Annotated in this window: 18 protein-coding genes; 12 read left to right on the top strand and 6 right to left on the bottom strand. The window is 70.3% G+C overall.

Annotation, left to right across the window (positions count from 1 at the left end):
- On the top strand, window positions 1–2,202 hold the full coding sequence (paoC, locus tag SALMUC_RS26970; RefSeq protein WP_020043028.1) for an aldehyde oxidoreductase molybdenum-binding subunit PaoC: 2,202 nt from the start codon (window positions 1–3) through the stop codon (window positions 2,200–2,202).
- Between the two features lie 54 nt (window positions 2,203–2,256).
- On the opposite strand, the gene SALMUC_RS26965 is transcribed toward paoC, so the two are convergent.
- Both SALMUC_RS26965 and SALMUC_RS26960 read right to left on the bottom strand, forming a co-directional pair.
- On the bottom strand, window positions 2,257–4,050 hold the full coding sequence (locus tag SALMUC_RS26965) for a gamma-glutamyltransferase family protein (protein WP_020043027.1): 1,794 nt from the start codon (window positions 4,048–4,050) through the stop codon (window positions 2,257–2,259).
- Between the two features lie 23 nt (window positions 4,051–4,073).
- Window positions 4,074–4,784 (bottom strand): GntR family transcriptional regulator, encoded by a 711-nt coding sequence (locus SALMUC_RS26960; RefSeq protein ID WP_198014705.1) that lies wholly within the window; start codon window positions 4,782–4,784, stop codon window positions 4,074–4,076.
- 109 nt (window positions 4,785–4,893) lie between these two features.
- Here SALMUC_RS26960 and SALMUC_RS26955 point away from each other — a divergent pair, with 109 nt between their 5' ends.
- From SALMUC_RS26955 to SALMUC_RS26925, 7 genes are all read left to right on the top strand, one after another.
- Complete coding sequence (locus tag SALMUC_RS26955) at window positions 4,894–5,889, top strand: ABC transporter ATP-binding protein (RefSeq protein WP_020043025.1); 996 nt, start codon at window positions 4,894–4,896, stop codon at window positions 5,887–5,889.
- Window positions 5,886–6,926, top strand: a complete 1,041-nt coding sequence (locus SALMUC_RS26950; RefSeq protein WP_020043024.1) for an ABC transporter ATP-binding protein — start codon at window positions 5,886–5,888, stop codon at window positions 6,924–6,926. The genes SALMUC_RS26955 and SALMUC_RS26950 overlap by 4 nt, the downstream gene beginning before the upstream one ends.
- Window positions 6,923–8,695 carry an ABC transporter substrate-binding protein gene (locus SALMUC_RS26945; protein ID WP_020043023.1) on the top strand — a complete coding sequence of 591 codons (1,773 nt, stop codon included), beginning with the start codon at window positions 6,923–6,925 and terminating at the stop codon, window positions 8,693–8,695. Before SALMUC_RS26950 ends, SALMUC_RS26945 begins: the two co-directional genes overlap by 4 nt.
- Before the next feature lie 67 nt (window positions 8,696–8,762).
- Complete coding sequence (locus SALMUC_RS26940) at window positions 8,763–9,710, top strand: ABC transporter permease (RefSeq protein WP_020043022.1); 948 nt, start codon at window positions 8,763–8,765, stop codon at window positions 9,708–9,710.
- Window positions 9,710–10,591: an ABC transporter permease gene (locus tag SALMUC_RS26935; protein ID WP_020043021.1), complete on the top strand. Its 882-nt coding sequence runs from the start codon at window positions 9,710–9,712 to the stop codon at window positions 10,589–10,591. Before SALMUC_RS26940 ends, SALMUC_RS26935 begins: the two co-directional genes overlap by 1 nt.
- A 2-nt stretch (window positions 10,592–10,593) precedes the next feature.
- Window positions 10,594–12,249, top strand: a complete 1,656-nt coding sequence (locus SALMUC_RS26930; protein ID WP_020043020.1) for an amidase — start codon at window positions 10,594–10,596, stop codon at window positions 12,247–12,249.
- A gap of 67 nt (window positions 12,250–12,316) precedes the next feature.
- Complete coding sequence (locus SALMUC_RS26925; protein WP_020043019.1) at window positions 12,317–13,255, top strand: acetamidase/formamidase family protein; 939 nt, start codon at window positions 12,317–12,319, stop codon at window positions 13,253–13,255.
- Between the two features lie 6 nt (window positions 13,256–13,261).
- Here the strand turns inward: SALMUC_RS26925 and SALMUC_RS26920 are convergent, their stop codons facing one another.
- A complete protein-coding gene (locus SALMUC_RS26920; protein ID WP_020043018.1) occupies window positions 13,262–14,161 on the bottom strand; it encodes a LysR family transcriptional regulator in 900 nt (299 codons plus the stop codon).
- An 84-nt stretch (window positions 14,162–14,245) separates the two neighbouring features.
- On the opposite strand from SALMUC_RS26920, the gene SALMUC_RS26915 reads away from it, so the two are divergent.
- The 4 genes from SALMUC_RS26915 to SALMUC_RS26900 all read left to right on the top strand — a co-directional run bounded on the left by SALMUC_RS26915 (window position 14,246) and on the right by SALMUC_RS26900 (window position 17,639).
- Window positions 14,246–15,583, top strand: coding sequence for an acyclic terpene utilization AtuA family protein (locus tag SALMUC_RS26915; protein ID WP_020043017.1), 1,338 nt, complete (start codon window positions 14,246–14,248; stop codon window positions 15,581–15,583).
- Entirely contained in the window at window positions 15,580–15,888 is a 309-nt protein-coding gene (locus SALMUC_RS26910) for an AtuA-related protein (RefSeq protein WP_020043016.1), read from the top strand. The genes SALMUC_RS26915 and SALMUC_RS26910 overlap by 4 nt, the downstream gene beginning before the upstream one ends.
- 40 nt (window positions 15,889–15,928) lie before the next feature.
- Window positions 15,929–17,083, top strand: coding sequence for an iron-containing alcohol dehydrogenase (locus SALMUC_RS26905; RefSeq protein WP_020043015.1), 1,155 nt, complete (start codon window positions 15,929–15,931; stop codon window positions 17,081–17,083).
- Between the two features lie 148 nt (window positions 17,084–17,231).
- Entirely contained in the window at window positions 17,232–17,639 is a 408-nt protein-coding gene (locus tag SALMUC_RS26900) for a hypothetical protein (RefSeq protein WP_020043014.1), read from the top strand.
- 112 nt (window positions 17,640–17,751) lie between these two features.
- Here SALMUC_RS26900 and SALMUC_RS28640 read toward each other — a convergent pair whose 3' ends face one another.
- The 3 genes from SALMUC_RS28640 to SALMUC_RS30780 form a co-directional block, all read right to left on the bottom strand.
- Window positions 17,752–19,332, bottom strand: coding sequence for a family 16 glycosylhydrolase (locus SALMUC_RS28640; protein WP_084514108.1), 1,581 nt, complete (start codon window positions 19,330–19,332; stop codon window positions 17,752–17,754).
- A 168-nt stretch (window positions 19,333–19,500) separates the two neighbouring features.
- Window positions 19,501–20,418: an alpha/beta hydrolase gene (locus SALMUC_RS26890; RefSeq protein ID WP_020043012.1), complete on the bottom strand. Its 918-nt coding sequence runs from the start codon at window positions 20,416–20,418 to the stop codon at window positions 19,501–19,503.
- Between the two features lie 12 nt (window positions 20,419–20,430).
- A partial coding sequence (locus SALMUC_RS30780) for a hypothetical protein (protein ID WP_020043011.1) occupies window positions 20,431–21,215 on the bottom strand: 785 nt, incomplete at its 5' end.

Raw genomic sequence — 21,215 nt, 5'->3', positions numbered from 1 at the left:
ATGCAGTTCAATCAACCCGCCGGGGACAACCTCTTCGACGAGTCGCGCGTGGTCGGCATGCCGGCGCAGCGCGTCGACGGTCCGCTCAAGGTCACGGGGCAGGCGCCCTATGCCTACGAGCGTCACGACGTGGCCGAGGGGCAGGTCGTCGGCTACCCGGTCGTCTCGACCATCGCGCGGGGCCGCATCACCGGCATGCGCACCGAGGTGGCGCGGCAGGCGCCCGGCGTGCTCGACATCGTCACCACGCTGGACGTGGGCGAGATGCCCATGCCCTCGGGCATGAACGCGGCGCCGCTCTTCGGGGGCGCGGAGATCTGGCACTACCACCAGGCGGTTGCCGTGGTCGTGGCCGAGAGCTTCGAGCAGGCCCGGGCCGCCGCGGCGCTGGTCGAGGTCGACTACGATCAGACCGAGGGGAGCTACGATCTCGAGTCCGCGTGGCAGGAGATGCGCGAGGACCGCTCGGACCCGGTGAGCCGCGTGGGCGACTTCGAGAGTGCCTATGACGCAGCCGAGGTCACGCTGGACGCGGAGTACCGCACGCCCAGCCACAGCCACGCGATGATGGAGCCGCATGCGACCATCGCCGACTGGCAGGACGGCAAGCTGACGGTCTGGACCTCGAACCAGATGGTCGAGTGGAGCCGGCAGGCGCTGGCGACGACGCTGGAGATGGCGCCCGAGGACGTGCGCCTCGACAGCCCCTACATCGGCGGCGGTTTCGGCGCCAAGCTGTTCCTGCGGGCCGACGCGGTGCTGGCCGCGCTGGGGGCGCGCAAGGTGGGACGGCCGGTCAAGGTCATGCTGCCGCGCCCGATGATCATGAACAACACCACGCACCGCGCCTCGACGATCCAGCGCATCCGCATCGGCGCGCAGTCCGATGGCAGGATCACCGCCATCGCGCACGAGGCGATCTCGCACACGCTGCCGGGCGGCAGCGGCGAGAACGCGGTCGCCCAGACCCGGCGCTTCTACGCGGGCGAGAACCGGCTGATCGTGAACCACCTGGCCGAGATGCACCTGCCCGAGGCCAACGCCATGCGCGCGCCGGGCGAGGCCGCGGGGCTGATGGCGCTCGAGATCGCGATGGACGAGATGGCGGAGAAGCTGGGCATGGACCCGGTCGAGTTCCGGGCCGTCAACGACACCCAGGTCGATCCCGAGGACCCGGAGCGGGCGTATTCCGACCGGCACTTCGTCGAGTGCCTGCGGCAGGGCGCCGAGGCCTTCGGTTGGGACGCGCGCAACACCGCACCCGGCGCGACGCGCGACGGCGAGTGGCTGATCGGCTACGGTGTCGCGGGGGCCTATCGCGACGGCCCGGCGATGCAGTCGGGCGCGCGGGTGCGCCTGCAGGAGGGCGGCCGGCTCGTGGTCGAGACCGACATGACCGACATCGGCACCGGCTCCTACACGATCCTCGCGCAGACCGTAGCCGAGACCATGGGCGTCGGCATCGACGAGGTCGAGGTCCGGCTGGGCGACAGTGCCTACCCGGTGTCGGCGGGCTCGGGCGGCCAGTGGGGCGCGGCGAGCTCCACCGCCGGGGCCTACGCGGCCTGCCTCGCGCTGCGCGAGCAGATCGCCGGGCGGCTCGGCGTGAACGATCCCGAGGCGATCACCCTTGCGGACGGCGCGGTGAACACCGGCGAAAAGCAGGTGACGCTCGCCTCGCTGGCGGAGGACGGAGAGCTGGTGGCCGAGGACAGCATGGAGTTCGGCGATTTCCGCGACGGAGAGCATGTCGTCTCGACCTTCGCGGCCCATTTCGTCGAGCTGGGCGTGCATGTTGGCACCGGCGAGATCCGCCTGCGCCGGATGCTGGCGGCCTGCGACGCGGGGCGCATCCTCAACCCGATCACCGCGCGCAGCCAGGTCATCGGCGGCATGGTGATGGGCGTCGGCGCCGCGATGATGGAGGACATGGCCATCGACACCGCCCGGGGCTATTTCCCGGCGCATGACCTCGCGGGGTACGAGGTGCCGGTGCACATGGACATCCCCGCGCAGGAGGTGACATTCCTCGACACGCTGGACCCGGTCTCGACGCCGCTCAAGGCCAAGGGCGTGGGCGAGCTGGGGCTCTGCGGCGTGGCCGCGGCGGTGGCCAATGCCGTCTACAACGCCACCGGCGTGCGGGTGCGCAGCTACCCGATGACGATGGACAAGTACATCGACCAGCTTCCGGCGGTCTGATCCGGACAAGGTTCCGGGCGGCTTCGGCCGCCCGGTTTTCCCGGCCGCCCTGCCTCAGCGGCCGACGGCGTAGGCCTGCATCAGCCGGGGCGTGGCCGCGGCGTGCAGCACGCCGCGCGCGTCGCGGCGGGCGGCGGTGAGGCGGCCGATGCTCCAGGGCTCGGAGACCTCGACTTCGTGCCCGCGGGCGCGCAAGTCGTCGATGACCTCGGCCCCCGCGCCCGGTTCGATCATCATGCGGCCCGGCTGGGCCTGCCGTGGGGCGAACGAAGCGGTGAAGTGCTGCGAGTGGAAGAGCGGCGCGTCGATGATCTCCTGCATGTTCGCGTCGCCGAGGGCGAGGCGGAGGAAGAAGATCAGCTGCCACTGGTCCTGCTGGTCGCCGCCCGGCGTACCGAAGGCGAGATGCGGGCGGCCGTCCTTGAGCGCGAGCGAGGGCGTGAGCGTGGTGCGCGGCCGGCGTCCGGGGGCGAGGCTGGTGGGCAGCCCCTCGTCGAGCCAGAACATCTGCGCGCGGGAATTCAGCGGAAAGCCGAGGCCGGGGATCACCGGCGAGGATTGCAGCCAGCCGCCGGAGGGCGTGGCCGAGACCATGTTGCCCCAGCGGTCGATCACGTCGAGATGCACGGTATCGCCGCGCCGGTTGGCGAAATGCGCCATGGTGGGCTCGCCCGCATCGGCGCCCACCGGGGCCGAAGGGGCCTGGGCCGCGCGGGCGATGGCGGCCTCGGCGAGGTGTTCCAGCCCCGGGACGCGGCCGGGCCGCTGGTCGCGCGAGGCCTGCGCGCCGATCAGCGCGGCGCGCTCGGCGCCGTAGGCATCGCTGAGCAGGTCGTGCAGGGGGATGTCCGAGAAATCCGGGTCGCCGTAATAGGCCTCGCGGTCGGCGAAGGCGAGCTTGATCGCCTCGATCACGGTGTGCACGAAGTCGGCGCCCTGCAGCGGCATGGCGGCGATGTCGGTGTGCTTCAGGATCTGCAGCGCCTGCAGCAGCACGGGGCCCTGGCCCCAGGGGCCGGTCTTGCACAGCGTCCAGTCGCCCCAGTCCGAGGTGACGGGCTCTTCCCAGGTGGCGTGCCAATCGGCCATGTCCTGCGCGGTGAGCACGCCCTTGCGGCGTTCCCCGGTGCCGTCCATGACGCGGGCGGTCTCGAGGTAGGCGCCGATGCGCTCGGCCACGAAGCCGCGGTAGAAGGCGTCGCGCGCGCCCTCGATCTGCGCCTCGCGGCCGGTGCGGGCCTCGGCCTCGGCGAGGATGCGGTCCCATGTGTTGGCCAGCGCGGTGTTGCGGAAGAGGCAGCCCGCCGCCGGGGCGCCGCCGCCGTGCATCCAGGTCTCGGCCGAGGTGGGCCATTCGGTCATGAAGAGGTCGGTCAGCCCGTCGATGGTGTCGGACACGCGGGCCAGCAGGGGGTGGCCGTAGCGGGCGTAGTGGATCGCGGGCTCGAGCACCTCGCGCAGCGACATCGTGCCGTGGTCGCGCAGCATCAGCATCCAGCCGTCGAAGGCGCCGGGGATCACCGTGGCGAGCAGCCCCGAGCCGGGCACCTGTGACAGCCCCTCGGCGCGGTAATGCTCGATGGTGGCGCCGGCGGGCGCGGTGCCCTGGGCGCAGAGGACCTTCACGCGGTCCTCCTCGGCGGAATGGACGATGGCGGGAAACTCGCCGCCCGGGCCGTTGAGGTGCGGCTCGACCACCTGCAGCACGAAGCCCATGGCGACCGCCGCGTCGAAGGCGTTGCCGCCCTTTTCCAGCACCCCGAAGCCGGTGGACGAGGCCAGCCAGTGGGTCGAGGTCGCGACCCCGAAGGTGCCTGTGATCTCGGGGCGCGTGGTGAAGGCGGGCATCGGAAACTCCGGTCGGGAAGGGGCTAGCGTGGTGTTGAAAAGGCGGCAGGGCCGACGGCCTCGTACAGCGAGGGCGACCAGCGATTCAAGACGTGGGCGAGGTGGTCCGAGATCGCGCGCTCGGCACGGTCGGGGTCGTTTGCGGTCAGTTCGTCCAGCAGCGCACGGTGCTCGGCGTCGACGCCGGCCTCCTGGTAGAACTGGCGCGGCACCTCGACGCTGCCGAGGGTGAAGCGGTGTATGTGCAGGGCGCAGCGTAGCAACAGCGGCGAAAGCAGGTCCATGCCCGCGGCGGTCGCGAGGGCGCAATGAAAGGCGCGGTCGAGCTCGCTGCCCAGATAGAGGTCATCCTGGCGGTGCGCGCTGCCCATCTGGTCGATGAGCTGGTCCAGCGTCTTGCGGTGGTCGCCCAGGTCGGCCGTGGCGATGCGGCGGGCGGTGCCGCGCTCGATCGTGAGGCGGATGCGCACCATCTCGGCGGCCTCGTCGGGGCTGGTCTCGGTCACGCGGGTGCCGCGGTAGCCCGAGCGCTTGACGAGCCCGTCGTCGTCGAGCCGCAGCAGCGCCTCGCGCACGGTGCCCTGGCTGCAGCCGAAGCGGCCGGCGAGGTCGGTTTCCAGAAGCTGGCTGTCCGGCGAGAGGGTGCGGAAGAGGATCGCCTTCTTGAGGGCCGCGTAGACGAGGTCTGACTTCTTTCCGGTCACCTTGGGAAGATCGTCGAGAAGTTTGTCCATGTTCGCCGCCTGACCCATTGACACGGTGCTGTTCTTCCGCGTTCCTATCAATATCGATATTGATAACGAGTGACGCTGTCCAGACCAAGACCACGGAAACGATGTGAAAATGACGCTGCTTAGCGTGGAAAACCTGGCCATCGACGTCACGCGGGACGGCGAGTCGCACCGACTCGTGCACGACGCCCATTTCTCGCTGGAACGGGGCGAGACGCAGGCCGTCGTGGGCGAGTCCGGCTCGGGCAAGTCGCTGACGGCGCTGGCGGCGATGGGGCTGCTGGGCGAGGGGCTGTCGGTGGCCTCGGGGCGGATCCTGTTCGAGGGGCAGGACGTCACGGCGCTGAGCGAGGCGGCGCACAACGACCTGCGCGGCAGCGGGATCGCGATGATCTTCCAGGAGCCGATGACCTCGCTCAACCCGGTGCGCTCGATCCAGCACCAGCTGACCGAGGGGATGCGGCTCAAGCTGGGGCTGAGCCGCCGCGCGGCGCGGGACCGGGCGCTGGAGCTGCTGACCGAGGTCGGCATCTCGGACCCCGAGCGGCGGCTGAAGCAGTATCCGCACCAGCTGTCGGGCGGGATGCGGCAGCGGGTGATGATCGCCATCGCGCTGTCGTGCAAGCCGCGGCTGATCCTCGCGGACGAGCCGACGACGGCGCTGGACGTGACGATCCAGGCGCAGATCCTCGCCCTGACCTCGCGGCTCTGCCGGGATCACGGGGTGGGGCTGGTGCTGATTACGCACAACCTCGGGATCGTGGCGCGGCACGCGCAGAACGTCGCGGTGATGTACGGCGGCCGGGTGGTCGAACGCGCGAGCGCCCGCGCGCTCTACAACGACCCGCGCCATCCCTACACGCAGGGGCTGCTGGCCTCGGTGCCGCGGCTGGACCTGCCGCGCGACACGCCGCTGCGCCCGGTGCCGGGCGCGCCGCCCGATCCCACGGTGCCGCTGCCGGGCTGCCGCTTTCACCCGCGCTGCCCCTGGGCCACGGATGTCTGCCGCGAGCGCGTGCCGCCCTTCGAGGCCGAGGGCGATCACGAGGTCGCCTGCTGGAACGCCGAGGTGGCGAGCGAGAGCCGCCGCAGGGAGGGCGTGGCATGAGGTCGGACGATCCCATTCTCGAGGTGCAGGGGCTCGAGGTCGGCTTTCCCATCCGCAAGGGCCTGTTCCAGCGCCCGGTGGCCGAGGTGAAGGCGGTGAACGGCGTGTCGTTCTCGGTCCCGCGCGGCAGCGCCTTCGGGCTGGTCGGCGAATCCGGCTGCGGCAAGACCACCGTGGCGCGCGCCGTGCTGCAGCTGGTCGAGCCGACGGCGGGGCGGGTGCTGTTCGACGGGCAGGACGTGGCGCGGATGGACGCGGCGGCGCTGCAGCGCTTCCGGGGCAAGGTGCAGGCGGTCTTCCAGGACCCGTTCTCCTCGCTGAACCCGCGGATGAGCACGGGGCGCATCCTGTCCGAGCCGATGCGCGTGCACGGGATGACGCCGGGGCCCGGCATCAAGGCCGAGGTGCGCCGCCTGCTGGACATCTGCGGGCTGCCCGCGCGGTTCGCCGACCTCTACCCGCACGAGATGTCGGGCGGCCAGCGCCAGCGCGTCGGCATCGCCCGGGCGCTGGCGATGAACCCCGAGCTGATCGTCTGCGACGAGGCCGTGTCGGCGCTGGACGTCTCGATCCAGGCGCAGGTGGTCAACCTGCTCGAGGAGCTGCAGAAGGAGCTGGGGCTCACCTATCTCTTCATCGGGCACGACCTGTCGGTGGTGCGGCACCTCTGCGACGAGGTCGCGGTGATGTACCTTGGCCGGATCGCCGAGACGGCGCCCTCGGACCGGCTCTTCGCCCATCCGAGGCATCCCTACACGCAGGCCCTGATCGACGCGGTGCCGAACCCGGACCCCGACTTCGAGGCGGGCCGCGAGATCGAGCCGCTGGAGGGCGAGGTGCCGAACCCGGCCGATCCGCCCTCGGGCTGCTTCTTCCACCCCCGCTGCCGTCTTGCCACCGACCACTGCCGGCAAGAGGCACCGCCGCTCGGGCAGATCTCGTCCGGGCATCTCGCCGCCTGCTGGGAAACCGGGGCGATCACGTCGACCAACCACCACTCACGCGACGCCAACGAAAACACAGGGAGACAACGATGACACGCAAGGAAACCTTCACCGAGGACATGCAGAGGGACTGGGACGAGGCGCACGACTTCGACCCCAAGGACCCGATGGCGGGGCTGACCGGACGGGACCTGTCCGGCCCGAAACTGTCGCGCCGCACGATGCTGCGCCTGCTGGCCGCCGGCGGGGCGCTGACCGCCGCGCACATGGTGCCGGGCGCCGCCGGCATGGCCCGCGCGCAGGGGGCCGCGGGCGGCACGCTGAATTGCGGCTGGGCGGGCGTGGCCGAGATCCTCACGCTGGACCCGGCCAAGATCAACCAGGTGCTGCAGTTCCAGATCACCTCGAACGTGCTCTCGGGCCTGATGCATATCGACGCCGACCTCGTGGCGCAGGGCGACCTGGCCGAGGACTGGACGGTCTCGGACGACGGGCTGGAATACACCTTCAAGCTGCGCGAGGGCGTCACCTTCCACAACGGCGATCCCTTCACAGCCGATGACGTGCTCTACACCTACGAGCGCTCGTCGAACCCCGACATCTCGATCCACTCGGGCAACCTCGCCAACGTCGCGAGCCTCGAGAAGCTGGGCGACCACGAGGTGAAGTTCACGCTCAAGGCGCCGCAGGCCTCGTTCCTGACCAAGACGCTCGAGCGCGCCTCGGGGCGGGCCATGACCATCGTGTCGAAGACCGCGATCGAGGAGATGGGCGAGTCGAAATACGGCCTGACGCCGGTGGGCACCGGCCCCTTCAAGGTGGTCGAGCACGAGCTGGGGCAGGGCGTCGTGCTGGAGAAGTTCGCCGACTACTACGACCCCGAGCGGCCGAAGCTGGACAGGATCGTGATCCGGCCCATCGACGGGGTCGAGCCGCTGGCCGCCGCGATGGAGGCCGGCGACATCCAGTACATCGGGGGCAACCCGCTGGCCGCGCAGCTCATCGACCGGTTCAAGTCGAACCCGGACCTCGTGGTCGACATCAAGCCCGCGCCGGGCTTCCAGTCGGTCTGGATCAACCCCTGGCGGGAGCAGATGAAGGTCACCGACTTCGACAAGCCGATGGAAGAGCTGATGAAGGACAAGGGCTTCATGGTGCGGCTGGCGCTGGCCAAGGCGCTGGACCGTGACACCTATGTCCAGCAGGCGCATTTCGGCTACGCCGAGCCCGCATACGGCACGATCAACCCGGCCATGGCCTTCTACTACGACGACGCCATCGCCGAGAAGTCGCAGCAGGCCTTCGACCCCGAGGGCGCCAAGGCGCTGATGGCCGAGGCGGGCTACCCCGACGGCGAGGGTTTCCCGGGGCTCGAGCTGATCACCACCCCCTCGCAGAAGCGCAACGGTCTGGTGCTGGCCAACATCTACAAGCAGGTGCTGGGCATCGACATCACCGTCGTGCCCAAGGAGTTCTCGGTCGGCATCCAGGACTTCAACAGCTGCGAGTACGACCTGCGGCTTGGCGGCTCGGGCGGGGACTACGACCCGGACGACGGCGTGGTCGACTGGATGATGACCGACTGCAAGTTCAACGGTCCGACCCGCGACACCGAGAAATACGCCTTCGGCTACTTCAGCAACGCCAAGGCCGACGAGCTGATCGCGGAGCAGTCGGTGACCGCCGACCTCGAGGAGCGCAAGGCGCTGGTGCAGGAGGCGAACCAGATCACCTCCGACCGCGTCGCCTGCGGCTTCCTCTATCACCCGGTCGACGTGCAGGTGCGCCATGCCTCGGTGAACTTCCCCGCCGAGAGCCGGATCCCCGGCCTGCACGACCTCGACCGCGTGACCCTGGGCTGAGGCCCGCGCGCCGGGGCGGTGTCCTCCGCCGCCCCGGCGCATCCCTGAAACGGAAAGGACGGCTCCCGTGGCAAGCTACATGCTGCGCAGATTCCTGGGCTCGCTGGTCGTGATGTGGGCGGTGGCGACGCTGGTCTTCTTCATGCTGCGGCTCGTGCCGGGCGACCCGATCGCGGCGATGCTGGCCGATGCGGGCGGCGCCGAGGAGATCGAGGCGATGCGCCGTTCGCTCGGGCTCGACCGGTCGCTGCTGGTGCAATACGGCATCTGGTTCGGCAACATGCTGCAGGGCGATCTGGGCAACTCGATCTACGGCAGCCGCGTGCCGGTGACCGAGGCGCTGGCCGAGGCGCTGCCGCGGACGCTGTCGCTCTCGCTGCTGGCCTTCGTCATCGCCATCGTCATCGCGGTGCCGGCCGGGATCCTCTCGGCCACGCGGCGCAACTCGGCCACGGACACGACCGTCTCGCTGCTGGCCTTCCTCGGGCTCTCGATGCCGGACTTCTGGCTGGCGATCCTGCTCATCATCGTCTTCGCCGCGAACCTGCAGTGGCTGCCCGCCATCGGTTACGTCCCGCTGAGCGAGGGGTTCTGGCCCTGGTTCAGCCACCTGATCCTGCCCGCCATCGCCGTGGGCACCGCCTTTTCCGCGATCATCGCGCGGATGATCCGCTCGTCGCTGCTGGAAGTGCTGAAGTCCGACTACATGCGCACCGCGCGCTCCAAGGGGCTCACGCCGCGGATGCTGATGTTCGGCCATGCGCTGCCCAACGCGATGATCCCGGTCATCACCGTGATCGGCATCGCCTTCGCGCTGCTGATCTCGGGCGCGGTGGTGGTCGAGAACGTCTTCGCCATCAAGGGGCTGGGCCGCGTGCTGATCGAGGGCATCCTGAACCGCGACTACCCCATCGTGCAGGGCGCGGTGCTGGTGGTCTCGGCGATCTTCGTCTTCTCCAACCTGCTCGTCGATCTGCTCTACGGCGTGATCGACCCCAGAATCCGGCTGAACTGATGACCGATACCGCGCAAACATACGAGGCCGAGATCCCCGCCAAGCGCCGCTCGCGCTTCACCGCGACGCTGGCCCACGACCGCAAGGCGCAGGTCGGGCTGGCGGTGCTGCTGCTCTTCGCCTTCGCCGCCGTCTTCGCGCCCTGGCTCGCGCCTTTCGATCCCAACGCGATGACCATGGACATGATGAGCGGCCTCAGCTGGACGCATCCGCTGGGCACCGACGACCTCGGCCGCGACCTCTTCAGCCGCATCCTGCACGGCACGCAGGTCTCGCTGCTGATCGGCGTCTCGACCGTGCTGATCGCGCTGGTGATCGGCATCGCGCTGGGGCTGGTCGCGGGCTACTTCGGCGGCTGGGTCGACCAGATCGTGATGCGCTACATCGACCTGCAGTGGGCCTTTCCGAACTTCATCATCGCGGTCTACCTCGTCGCGGTCTTCGGGACCGGGCTGCTGAACGTGATCGTGGCGCTCTCGCTGGCCTTCATCGACGACTTCGCCCGCATCGTGCGGTCGATGACGCTCTCGCTGCGCGAGGAGCAATACGTCGACGCGGCGCGCACGCTGGGGTTCAGCAAGGCGCGCATCCTCTTCATCCACATCCTGCCGAACGCGGTGGCGCCGATCATCGTGCAGGCGACGGTGAGCGTCTCCTACGCGATCCTCGGCGAGGCGAGCCTGTCGTTCCTGGGCCTCGGCGTCGACGCCTACACGCCGACCTGGGGGCTGATCCTGGCCGACGGGCGGGGCTTCATCACGCAGGCCTGGTGGCTGGGCGTCTTCCCGGGGCTGGCGATCATGCTGGTGGTGCTGGCGATCAACTTCGTCGGCGACTGGCTGCGCGACGCGCTGGACGTGCGGCAGGCGGTGGAGGGCTGAGCGTGCCGCGTGAGGGCGAGATCACCGAGGCCGACATCGCGGGGGCCGAGCGCCTGATGGGCCTGGCCTACACCGCGCGGGAACGGGTGCAGATGGTGGGCAACCTCGACGGGCAGATCGGCTCGGCCGTGGCGCGGCGGGGGCTGGAGCTGGACAACTCCGTGCCCACGGCCCTGCGCTTCGACCCGCGCCTGCCGGGGTTCGAGATGCCCCGGGACGAGGGCTGCATCGTGCCGCTTCCCGAGGTGCCGGTGCCGGAGGCCGAGGCGGACATCGCCTTTGCCACGCTGCCGCAGCTTGCGGGCTGGATCGGCTCGGGCGCGCTGACGAGCCGGCGGCTGACCGAGATCTACCTGGCGCGGATCGAGCGGCTGAACCCGCATCTGTTCTGCTTCGTCACCGTCATGACCGACAGCGCGCTGTCCGAGGCCGACGCGATGGACGCGCTCATCGCCGCCGGGCACTGGCTGGGGCCGCTGCACGGGATTCCCTACGGGCTGAAGGACCTCTTCGATACGAAGGGCACGGTCACCGGCTGGGGTGCCGAGCCCTATCGCGACCGTGTGCCCGAGGGCGACGCGCGCATCGTGACGCTGCTGCGCGAGGCGGGCGCGGTGCTGCTGGGCAAGACCGCGCTGGGGGCGCTGGCCTACAGCGACACCTGGTACGGCGGGCGCTGCCGCAATCCCTGGAACACCGAGGAGGGCTCGGGCGGGTCGAGCGCGGGCTCGGCCTCGGCCACCGCCGCCGGGCTCTGCGCCTTCTCCATCGGGACCGAGACGCTGGGCTCCATCGTCTCGCCCAGCCAGCGCTGCGGGACCACCGGGCTGCGCCCGACTTTCGGGCGGGTCAGCCGGGCAGGGGCCATGGCGTTGTGCTGGTCGCTGGACAAGGTCGGGCCGATCTGCCGGGGCGTGGACGACACGGCGCTGGTGCTCGACGCGATCAACGGGGCGGACCCGGCCGACCGCTGCTCGATCGCCGCGCCCTTTGCCTACGACGCGGAGGCGCCCATCGAGGGGCTGCGGCTGGGCTACCTGCCCGAGGCCTTCGGCGAGGGCGCGACCGAGATCGACCGCGCCGCGCTGGAGGCCGCGCGGGGGCTGGGCGTCGAGGTGGTCGAGGTGAGCCTGCCGGAGCTGCCCTACGGCTCGCTCATGAACGCGCTCTACGCCGAGGCGGCGGCGGCCTTCGAGCACATCACGCTGAGCGGGCTCGACGATACGCTGAGCTGGCAGGACGACGGGGCCTGGCCCAACACCTTCCGCAAGGCGCGCTTCCTGTCGGCGGTGGATCACGTGCAGCTCGACCGGCTGCGCTATCTCGTGATGCAGGCGCTGGACGGGCTCTTCGGAGAGGTCGACGCGCTGATCGGGCCCTACATGACCGGGCCGATGCTGGTGGCCTCGAACTTCACCGGGCATCCCTGCCTGCACCTGCGCGCGGGATTCGACAGCCTCGGCACGCGGGGGATGTCCTCGCTGGGCAAGGGAAAGATGACCGCCGCGCAGCCCGATGCCTCGGGGCCGGTGCACCGGGTGCCGCAGGGCATCTCGCTCTGGGGGCGGCTCTTCGAGGAGGGCACGATCCTGTCGCTGGGCCGCGCGCTTGAGGCGCGGCTGGGGGTTGCCGCCGAACGGCCGGAACTGCCGGCGTGAGTGCGGGACAGGGCGGGGCGCCTCGTGTAGCCTCGCGCCAGACGACACCGCGACAGGAGCCCCGACCGTGACCCACCGACTGACCGCCTCGCCCGAAACCTGCGCCTGGGGCTATTTCGACGCGGCGCTGCCGCCGGTTCTGGAAGTCGAGAGCGGCGCGGTCGTGACCATCGAGACCGTCTCGGGCGGCCCGGCGCAGATCCCCGGCCCGGACGCGGGCTTTCACATCCCGCCCGAGCTTTACGGCATCCACGAGCGCTCGGAACGGCAGCTGCCGGGGCACATCCTGACCGGCCCGGTTGCGGTGAAGGGGGCCAAGCCCGGCCATGTGCTCGAGGTGCGCATCCTCGACGTGGCGCTGCGGCAGGACTGGGGCTGGAACATGATCCGCCCGCTCGCGGGCACGCTGCCCGAGGAGTTTCCCGAGGGCCGCGTCGAGATCATCCCGCTCGATGCCGAGGCCGGGGTCGCGCGGCTGTCCTGGGGGCTGGAACTGCCCCTGCGGCCCTTCTTCGGCGTCATGGGCGTGGCGCCGCCGCCGAACTGGGGGCGGATCTCGACCATCCAGCCGCGGGTGCACGGCGGCAACATCGACAACAAGGAACTGGTGGCGGGCACGACGTTCTACCTGCCGGTGCAGACCGAGGGCGCGCTCTTTTCCTGCGGCGACGGGCACGGCGCTCAGGGCGACGGCGAGGTCTGCGTCACCGCCATCGAGACCGCGCTCGAAGGCACCTTCCGCCTGATCCTGCGCGAGGATCTCGACTGGTGCTATCCCCGCGCCGAGACGCCGACGCACCTGGTGACGATGGGCATGCACGAGGACCTCGACCGCTGCGCCGAGATGGCCCTGCGCGACATGATCGGCTGGATCGTCGCGCGCACCGGGCTGAGCCGCGAGGATGCCTACATGCTCTGCTCGCTCGCCGGAGACCTGCGGATCACGCAGACGGTGAACGGCATGAAGGGCGTGCACATGATGATGGAGACCGCGCTGCTGGCGTGAGCGGCGTCAGGCGGGGGCCCCCGTCATCGTGGCGATCAGGTGGTCGCAGAAGACCGCGCTCATCGGCGGCAGGCTGGTTCCGCGCAACCGGATGACCGAGACGTCGCGGCGCAGCCCGGGCGCCTCGACCGGGGCGCTGCGCAGGTCGGGAAAGGCGCGGTCCTCGCGCGAGGCGGCGGGCAGAATCGCCACGCCCAGCCCCGCGCTGACCATGCCGGCGACCGTCGTCATGTAGGTGGCCTCGCAGGCCGTCGTGACCGAGAGCCCGGCCTCGTCCAGCGCGCGCTCGACGATCGGGCGCACGCTGGTGCCGCGGTCGAGCGCGACCAGCGGAAACTCGGCCACGGCGGCGAGGTCCACGGTATCGAGACCGGCGAGCGGGTGGTCCGCCGGGAAGATCGCCTTGAAGCCCTCGGTCTCGCGGTGCAGCAGCTCGATGTCCGAGCCGACCGGCGGGCCGCCGGTGATGCCGATGTCGACGCTGCCCTCGCGCAGTTCCTCGACGATGCGGTCGGCCACGAGGTCGCGCACCACGAAGGCGGCGCCGGGATGCGCGGCGCGGAAGGTGCGGACGGCCCGTGGCAGCAGCCCCGCCGCGACCGAGGGCAGGACCGCCACGCGGACCGTGCCGCGCCGGATCGCGGCGATGTCGCGGGTCTCGGCGATGACGCTGTCGAGATCGCCGACCATGCGCTCGAAGACCGGGATCAGCGAGCGCGCGACGCGGGTCGGCGTGACCCGGCGCGTGCTGCGGTCGAAGAGCCGGACCTCGAGCGCCTCTTCCAGCTTGCGGATCTGCACGGTGAGCGTGGGCTGCGTCAGCGCCAGCCGGTCGGCGGCGCGGGTGAAGCTGCCCAGCCGGGCGACCGCGAGAAAGGAGCGGATCTGTCTCAGGCTCACATCCATCGCATTTCTCTATTTCCGGGATGAAATATATTCAATTGTTTTATGAAAGCGCGCTGCCTACCTTCGGGCCGAGGGAGGAGCGACATGAGACAAGTTCGCATCGGCGCGGGCGCGGGCTATTCCGGTGACCGGATCGAGCCGGCCGAGGACCTGGCCCGGCGCGGCGCGCTCGATTTCCTCGTCTTCGAGTGCCTCGCCGAGCGGACCGTCGCGCAGGCGCAGCTGCGGCGGGCCGCCGATCCCGAGGCGGGGTACGACCCCTTTCTCGAGGCGCGCATGCGGGCGGTGCTGCGCCCCTGCCGCGCGGCCGGCACGCGCATCGTCAGCAACATGGGCGCCGCCAACCCCGACGCCGCCGCGCGCCGCGTCGCCGATATCGCCGCGGAGCTGGGCCTGCCGGGCCTGCGTGTTGCCGCCGTGACGGGGGACGACGTGCTCGACGCCTGCCGCGAGGCGGACCCGGCGCTGGATCGTGGCGGGCGCTTCGGCGATCTCGGGGCGCGGGTCATCTCGGCCAATGCCTATGTCGGCGTCGCGGGCCTCCTGCGCGCGCTGGAGCAGGGGGCCGACGTGGTGCTGACCGGGCGCGCGGCGGATCCGGCGCTGTTCCTGGCGCCTCTGGTGCATGCCTTCGGCTGGGACATGACCGACTGGGACCGGCTGGGGCACGGCACGCTGGCCGGCCACCTGCTGGAATGCGCGGGGCAGGTCTGCGGCGGCTACTTCGCCGATCCCGGTTTCAGCGATGTGCCGGGGCTGGCCGACCTCGGCTTTCCCATCGGCGTTGTCGACGCGGACGGGACGGTCGAGATCACCAAGCTGCCGGACACCGGCGGGGCGATCACGCCCGCCACGGTCAAGGAGCAGATCCTCTACGAGATCCACGATCCGGCGCGCTACTACCAGCCCGACGTGGTGGCTGATTTCTCGGGCGTCTCGGTCGAGGCGCTGGGGCCCGACCGTGTGCGCGTCACGGGTGGGGCGGGGCATCCGCGCACCGGCACGCTCAAGACCTCGGTCAGCTTCCACGACGGATACATCGGCGAGGGGCAGATCTCCTACGCCGGGCCGGGGGCCGTGGCGCGGGCGCGGCTGGCGCAGGAGGTGCTGGAGACACGGCTCGCCCGGCAGGCCTTGCGCGAGTTGCGTTTCGACCTGATCGGCATGGACGCGCTGCACGGGCCGCGGCTCAGCGCCGGACCCGAGCCTCACGAGGTCCGCCTGCGCGCCATCGGGCGGGCCGATGATATTGGCGCGGCGGAGGCCGTCGCGAACGAGGTCGAGGCGCTTTACACCAACGGGCCGGCCGGGGGCGGGGGCGCGTGGAAGTCGGTGCGCCCGGCGGTCTCGCTCTGCTCGGCCCTGCTGGACGCAAGGCTGGTCCGCCCCGAGGTCACGATATACGAGGCGCCCGCCGCATGATCCTGAGAGACATTGCCCACTGCCGCAGCGGCGACAAGGGCGACATCGCCAACATCGCCGTCATCGCCCGCGATCCCGCCGACTACGCGCGGCTCTGCCGCGAGGTGACCGAGGCCCGCGTGGCCGCCTTCCTTGGCGAGCGCGTGAAGGGCAGCGTCACCCGCTACGAGCTGCCCCGCCTGGGCGCGCTGAACTTCGTGCTGACCGAGGCGCTTTCGGGCGGGGTGGTCAGCTCGCTCGCGCTGGACGCGCACGGCAAGTCGCTGAGCTCGGCGCTGCTGGCCCTGCCGCTGGAGGGCGCATGAGCGGCCTTGAAGACACGATGCAATTCCCGGGGAGCCCCCAATGACCGAGATCGCCAGTTTCCAATGTCCCACCCGCGTGCACTTCGGCGAGGGCGCGGCCGGGGTTTTGCCCGGCATCGTGACCGGGGCCGGCTGGTCGCGCGTGCTGCTGGTCGTCGACCCCGCGCTGGTGGGCGGCGCGGTGCATGCGCGGCTTGTCGCGGACCTGGCGCAGGCCGGGGCGCGCGTGACGGAATACGCCGGCATCGACCCCGAGCCGAAGGACACCAACGTGACCGGCGCGCTCGACGCGATGGAGCGCGGCACAGAGGCCATCGTCGTGCTTGGCGGCGGCAGCGCCATCGACGTCGCCAAGGCCGTGGGCATCGTCGCGACCAACGGCGGGGCGATCGCCGACTACGAGGGGATCGAAGCCTTTTCGACGGCCCCCCTGCCGCTGGTCGCGATCCCCACGACCGCCGGCACCGGGTCGGAGGTATCGGGCGCCGCCGTCATCACCGACACCGCGCGGCGCGTGAAGATGGCGATCCGGCACGCCCGCTTCGGCCCGGCGACGCATGCCATCCTCGACCCCGCGGCCGTGGCGACGGCGCCCGCCCACGTCGCGCTGCACGCCGGGGTCGACGCCTTCGTGCATGCCTTCGAGTCCTACCTGTCGAAGCTTGCCAATCCCTTTACGGATGCCTGGAACCTGCGGGCCATGCGGCTGATCGCGCGGAACCTGCGCCCCTTCGTGGCCAACCGCGCCAACACGGGGGCGGCGCTGAACATGCTCTGCGGGTCCTCGATGGCGGCCATGTCCTTCGGCACCACCGGGACCGGCAACGTGCACTGCATGGCCATGGCGATCGGCGGGCTATACCCGGTGCCGCACGGGCTTGCCAACGCGGTCTGCCTGCCGCACGTGGCCGAGTTCAACTTCATCGCCGCGCCGGACCGCTACGCGCAGGTGGCCGAGGCGATGGGCGAGGATGTCCGCGGCCTCGACGAGCTTGCCGCCGGGCGCCGGGCCATCGCGGCGATCCGGGCCATCTGCGAGGATCTCTCGGTGCCCTCGCGGTTCCGCGACATCGGCGTGGAGGAGACGGCACTCGAGGAGATCGCGGACCGCTGCTTCGCGCTCGACTACAACCGCTGGAACCCGCGCCAGACCAGCCGCGAGGACTTCCTGCAGCTGCTTCGGCGCGGCTTCTAGGCGGGGCGGCACGGGCCCGGCGCGGCGCCACGAGCCGGAAATCCTGTATCGATTTCGATCCCGGGGGTTGAAATGCTGCAGCGCAGCAATCATCTGTCGGTTACAACACGAAACGCAGCCCCGCAGGGGCCCCGAAAGGAGACACGACATGGCAAACCAGATGGACCTCACCAAGATGTTCGCCGACATGCCGAAGATGATGGACACCAAGGCGTTCGAAGACAGCTTCAAGACCGCGGCCGATTTCAACGAGAAGCTGGCGGGCGTGATGCTCGACTCGGCCTCGAAAGCGACCGACGTGATGGCCGGCTCCGCGAAGGAGACCTTCGGCAACATGCGCTCGCTGAGCGCGGCGCGCAGCGAACCGACGGCCTATGGTCAGGTGTTCAGCGACTTCATGCAGGCGCAGATGCAGGTCGGCCAGCGCACCACCGAGGCCCTTGCCCAGATCGCGCAGAACGCGGGCGGCGAGTTCACCGGGATCGCGCAGAAAGCCGGCGAGACCACGGCCGAGAAGACGACCACGGCCGCGAAGTCGGCTGCCAAGGCGGCCTGACCTGCCCGGCGCCCGGGCAGAGGCATATGACTGACAGACAAGGCGGCGGGCTCTCATCGGGTCCGCCGTTTTCTTGTGCTGGTGAGGCGAAGCCCCTCGCGATCGCGGCGGATCAGGTCGCCAGCAGGAACCCGTCGATGGTCAGCGACGCCGCCTCGATCCCGACAAGGAAGAGACCGTCGCCGGCCTGCCCGCCAAGCAGCGCAAGGTCGAGGTAGGTCGCCCAGCTCTGGTCGGTGAGGGCCGACTGCACCGAGGTCCAGTCGCTGGCGAAGGCGGTGAGGTCGACGACATCGATGCCGACCTCGAAGTCGTGGATGTAGTCGGTGCCGCCGCCGGCGGAGAAAACGAATTCGTCGCGGGTCCCGTCCGCGCCATATGCGCCGCCCCACATGTGATCGGTGCCCGAGGCGCCGCTCAGGAGGTCGGCGCCCGTCCCGCCGACAAGGTGGTCGTTGCCGGGGCTGCCCTGAAGCGTGTCGTCGCCGGCCTGCCCGAAGAGCCGGTCCGCGCCGGCCTGGCCCCGGAGCAGGTCGTCGCCGGCATCGCCGTAGACCGTGTCGTTGCCGGAGCCCGCCTTGATGACGTCGTCCCAGCGGGTGCCGTTGATGACATCGTCCTGCGCGGTGCCGACATCGGGCGTTCCGGGCTCGAAGGACTCGGTCAGCTGGGTGGGGTTCCGGCCGGGGTCGGACTCGAGCTCGTAGACGCGCAGGTAGTCGATGCCCAGCCCGTTGCCGAAGTCGGTGGTGGCGTCCGGGCTGCCGGCCCAGCCGCCGATGGCGAGGTTGATGACGAGGAACATCTCCTCGGTGACGGTGTTCGCGGTCTCGCGGATCATGGTGCCGTCGTAGAACCACTGGATCGTGTCGGCGTCCCAGAACAGGCCATAGGTGTGGAAGCCGTCCCCGGCGCCCGTGCCGGTGACGAAGTCGGCATCCGGCGTCCCGTCGGTCCACAAATTGGTGTGGACCGTCCCGGCATCGCCGCCGAGAATCTCGAAGATGTCGATCTCGGATGACCAGTCGCCGTCGGCCGGCAGCATCCAGAACGCGCTCCAGAACCCCTGCTCGTCGGGGACATCGGCGCGGATCTCGATATAGGCCGAGGCGACGTCGAAGGTCATTTCGGTCGAGAGCATGCCCGAGCCGTAGTCGAGGCCGCCGGTCAGCTGCTGCTGGGCCGCGTCCAGCTCGCTCGCGCGGATGGTCAGCACCCCCTGGTCGAGCGTGAAGGGGTTCGGCAGGCCGGTCATGTCCGGATCGATGTAATACTGCAGCTCGTTGTTGGACGCGATGTTGCGGGTGTCGTCGAGGTGCGGCGAAAACGAGGTCGCCCAGGTCCCGCCGCTGCCGTAGCCGGTCCAGAAGGAGGTGGTCGATCCGTTGAACTCGTCGACGAAGGTGGGGACGTATTTCTCGCCGTCGATGGTGATGCCCTGCGGCCCTCCGGCCGTCGAGCTCGAGGAGACGGAAAACAGCGTTGCCTCGCTCGTCATGAGCGCGGCGGTCTCTTCGGCTTCGATGGCCTCCGCCTGGTGCGGGTCCCGCGGGCGGCCGGGCTGCTCTGCGAAACCCCGGTCGCGGGCCGCGAGGAAGGAGAAGCGGTCGCTGTGCAATCTGGCGAGGGGCTGCTCGAGTTTCCAGAACGGGATGACATCAAAAGAGCGAAGCAGGGGGGAGGGCACTGGCATGATTCCCGCATTGGTTGTTCAACGGCTGACGGCTGGTACCCGGAAACAGGCGCCCTGTATCGAAAAATCGCACCGTCGCGCCCGGGTCCCGCCGGAATGAACCGGCAGTATGGCTTTCATGTCCTAATGCACTGTTGAGAGGGCCGGATTTCGCCCGAATGCGGGCGTCTATTCGCCGTAGTCGCGGGTCAGGACCGCGTTCACGTGGCGCAGCGCGTCGTCCAGCGAGGCGCGCCAGAAGGGCCAGTCGTGGCCGCCCTCGGTGACGCGAAACCGGTGCCGGATGCCCGCGTCGCGCAGCGCGACGTGCAGGTCCGCGGTGCCCTCGAAGAAGGGATCGTCGGCGCCGATGTCGAAGTAGAGCCGGGGCACGCGGGCGAACCGCGCGGGCTCGGTTTCGCTGACCAGTGTGTCCGGCAGGAGCGCGTCCCAGGCCTCGTTGAGACGCGCGTCGCCTTCGAGGTCTGCGCCCAGCAGACCGGCGTAGCGGCTGCGGTAGGCGTCGGGCGAGAGGCCCAGGACCTGCGCCTCGGTGCGGAAGGCGGCGCTGATCGCGGCGGTGCCGGCGAAGGCCCCGGGCGCGCGCAGCTGGAAGACCGTGGCCGCGAGCCCGCCCATCGAAATGCCGAGAAGCGCCCGCGCGTCGCCGCCCCCGAGGGTGCGGTGGCGCGTCTCGACGCCCGGTATGAAGTCCTCGAGGAACATCGTGCCCCAGCGGCTCTCGCCGTCGCGGTCGTCGAGAAAGTAGGTGGCGATGTCGCTGTCCCCGGCGCGGCGGCCATCCGGGGCCACGGCGATCAGGGGCCGGATCTCGCCGGTCCCGATCAGGCGGTCGAGCATCTGGTCGATGCCCGCGAGGGTGAACCAGTCGGCGGGCTGCCCGGTGCCGCCGCCGTGCAGCAGGTAGAGCACCGGGTAGTCGCGGCTGTCCTCGTCGTAGCCCGGCGGCAGGTAGATCGCGTAGCGCACGGGCCGGCCGAGCGTGTCGCTGGCGATGACGTTCTCGAACCGCACCTCGGCGCGCGCCATCGCGGCGGGCAGGCCGCACAGGAGGATCAGGCCCAGAAGAAGGTTGCGTGCGGTCATCGTGTCGCCCTCTCAGAAGTCCAGCTCGTAGGACACGCTGATGCTGCCGCCCAGCACGCCCGGCCCGCGCGACCCCGGGTTGCTCCAGGGCAGGCGGTTGTTGCTGTAGTTGGCGTAGCTGACCCGGATCCTGTCGTTGATCGCGTAGCTGGCCGTGTAGGCGTAGTCGGGGTTCCAGGGCTCCTGCACGTCCTCGGGATAGACGTAGTTGGTCAGCCCGACGCGGAACTTGTCGGTGACCGCGACCGAGCAGCCCAGCGTGGCCGAGGTGCTTGTCGGGTCCGGCAGCCCGATCCCGACCGAGCAGCTTGCCTTGCGGGTCTCGCCCAGCGGGATGTCCGGCAGCTTGTAGTATCCGCGCAGGCTGCCCCCGGTGAGCGAGGAGACGAAATCGGTGTCGCCGCCGGCGAAGCGGGCCGAGTAGTTCGAGTAGTTGAAGCTGATCTTGTCGTTCAGGCGGTAGGTCAGCGAGTAGGTGAAATCCGGGTCCCAGGGGGCCTGCTGGATCGGGATGGGGTAGCCGATCAGCGAGACGCGCAGCGAGAGTTTCTCGGACAGCCGCGCGCCGCAGCCGAAGTTGACGCGCCACTTGCCGTACTCGGTGCTCTGGTCCCTGTGGTCGGAGTATTTCAGCGTGGCGCCGGTGCTGATGGAGCAGGACAGGCGGTAGCGCTCGGCGAGGGTCATCCGCTCCTCGTCCTCGGCGGCGGTCGCGGGTGCGCTCGCGGTCGCCGCGCCCGTGGCTCGCGCGGCGGCCCGGCCAGGCGGCGTGGCGGAGGCCGATACGGGCAGGGCCG

Origin of the sequence: Salipiger mucosus DSM 16094, assembly GCF_000442255.1 — a bacterium.
Classification (GTDB): Bacteria; Pseudomonadota; Alphaproteobacteria; order Rhodobacterales; family Rhodobacteraceae; genus Salipiger; species Salipiger mucosus.
The sequence above is the reverse complement of the archived record's forward strand: the minus strand, read 5'-3'. Positions and strand labels throughout refer to the sequence as shown.

What these genes read in the sequence shown, in the direction of transcription:
- paoC (WP_020043028.1), top strand. Translation starts at nt 1, where the DNA reads ATGCAGTTCAATCAACCCGCCGGGGACAACCTCTTCGACGAGTCGCGC.
- SALMUC_RS26965 (WP_020043027.1), bottom strand. Translation starts at nt 4,050, where the DNA reads ATGCCCGCCTTCACCACGCGCCCCGAGATCACAGGCACCTTCGGGGTC.
- SALMUC_RS26960 (WP_198014705.1), bottom strand. Translation starts at nt 4,784, where the DNA reads ATGGACAAACTTCTCGACGATCTTCCCAAGGTGACCGGAAAGAAGTCA.
- SALMUC_RS26955 (WP_020043025.1), top strand. Translation starts at nt 4,894, where the DNA reads ATGACGCTGCTTAGCGTGGAAAACCTGGCCATCGACGTCACGCGGGAC.
- SALMUC_RS26950 (WP_020043024.1), top strand. Translation starts at nt 5,886, where the DNA reads ATGAGGTCGGACGATCCCATTCTCGAGGTGCAGGGGCTCGAGGTCGGC.
- SALMUC_RS26945 (WP_020043023.1), top strand. Translation starts at nt 6,923, where the DNA reads ATGACACGCAAGGAAACCTTCACCGAGGACATGCAGAGGGACTGGGAC.
- SALMUC_RS26935 (WP_020043021.1), top strand. Translation starts at nt 9,710, where the DNA reads ATGACCGATACCGCGCAAACATACGAGGCCGAGATCCCCGCCAAGCGC.
- SALMUC_RS26920 (WP_020043018.1), bottom strand. Translation starts at nt 14,161, where the DNA reads ATGGATGTGAGCCTGAGACAGATCCGCTCCTTTCTCGCGGTCGCCCGG.
- SALMUC_RS26915 (WP_020043017.1), top strand. Translation starts at nt 14,246, where the DNA reads ATGAGACAAGTTCGCATCGGCGCGGGCGCGGGCTATTCCGGTGACCGG.
- SALMUC_RS26910 (WP_020043016.1), top strand. Translation starts at nt 15,580, where the DNA reads ATGATCCTGAGAGACATTGCCCACTGCCGCAGCGGCGACAAGGGCGAC.
- SALMUC_RS26905 (WP_020043015.1), top strand. Translation starts at nt 15,929, where the DNA reads ATGACCGAGATCGCCAGTTTCCAATGTCCCACCCGCGTGCACTTCGGC.
- SALMUC_RS26900 (WP_020043014.1), top strand. Translation starts at nt 17,232, where the DNA reads ATGGCAAACCAGATGGACCTCACCAAGATGTTCGCCGACATGCCGAAG.
- SALMUC_RS28640 (WP_084514108.1), bottom strand. Translation starts at nt 19,332, where the DNA reads ATGCCAGTGCCCTCCCCCCTGCTTCGCTCTTTTGATGTCATCCCGTTC.
- SALMUC_RS26890 (WP_020043012.1), bottom strand. Translation starts at nt 20,418, where the DNA reads ATGACCGCACGCAACCTTCTTCTGGGCCTGATCCTCCTGTGCGGCCTG.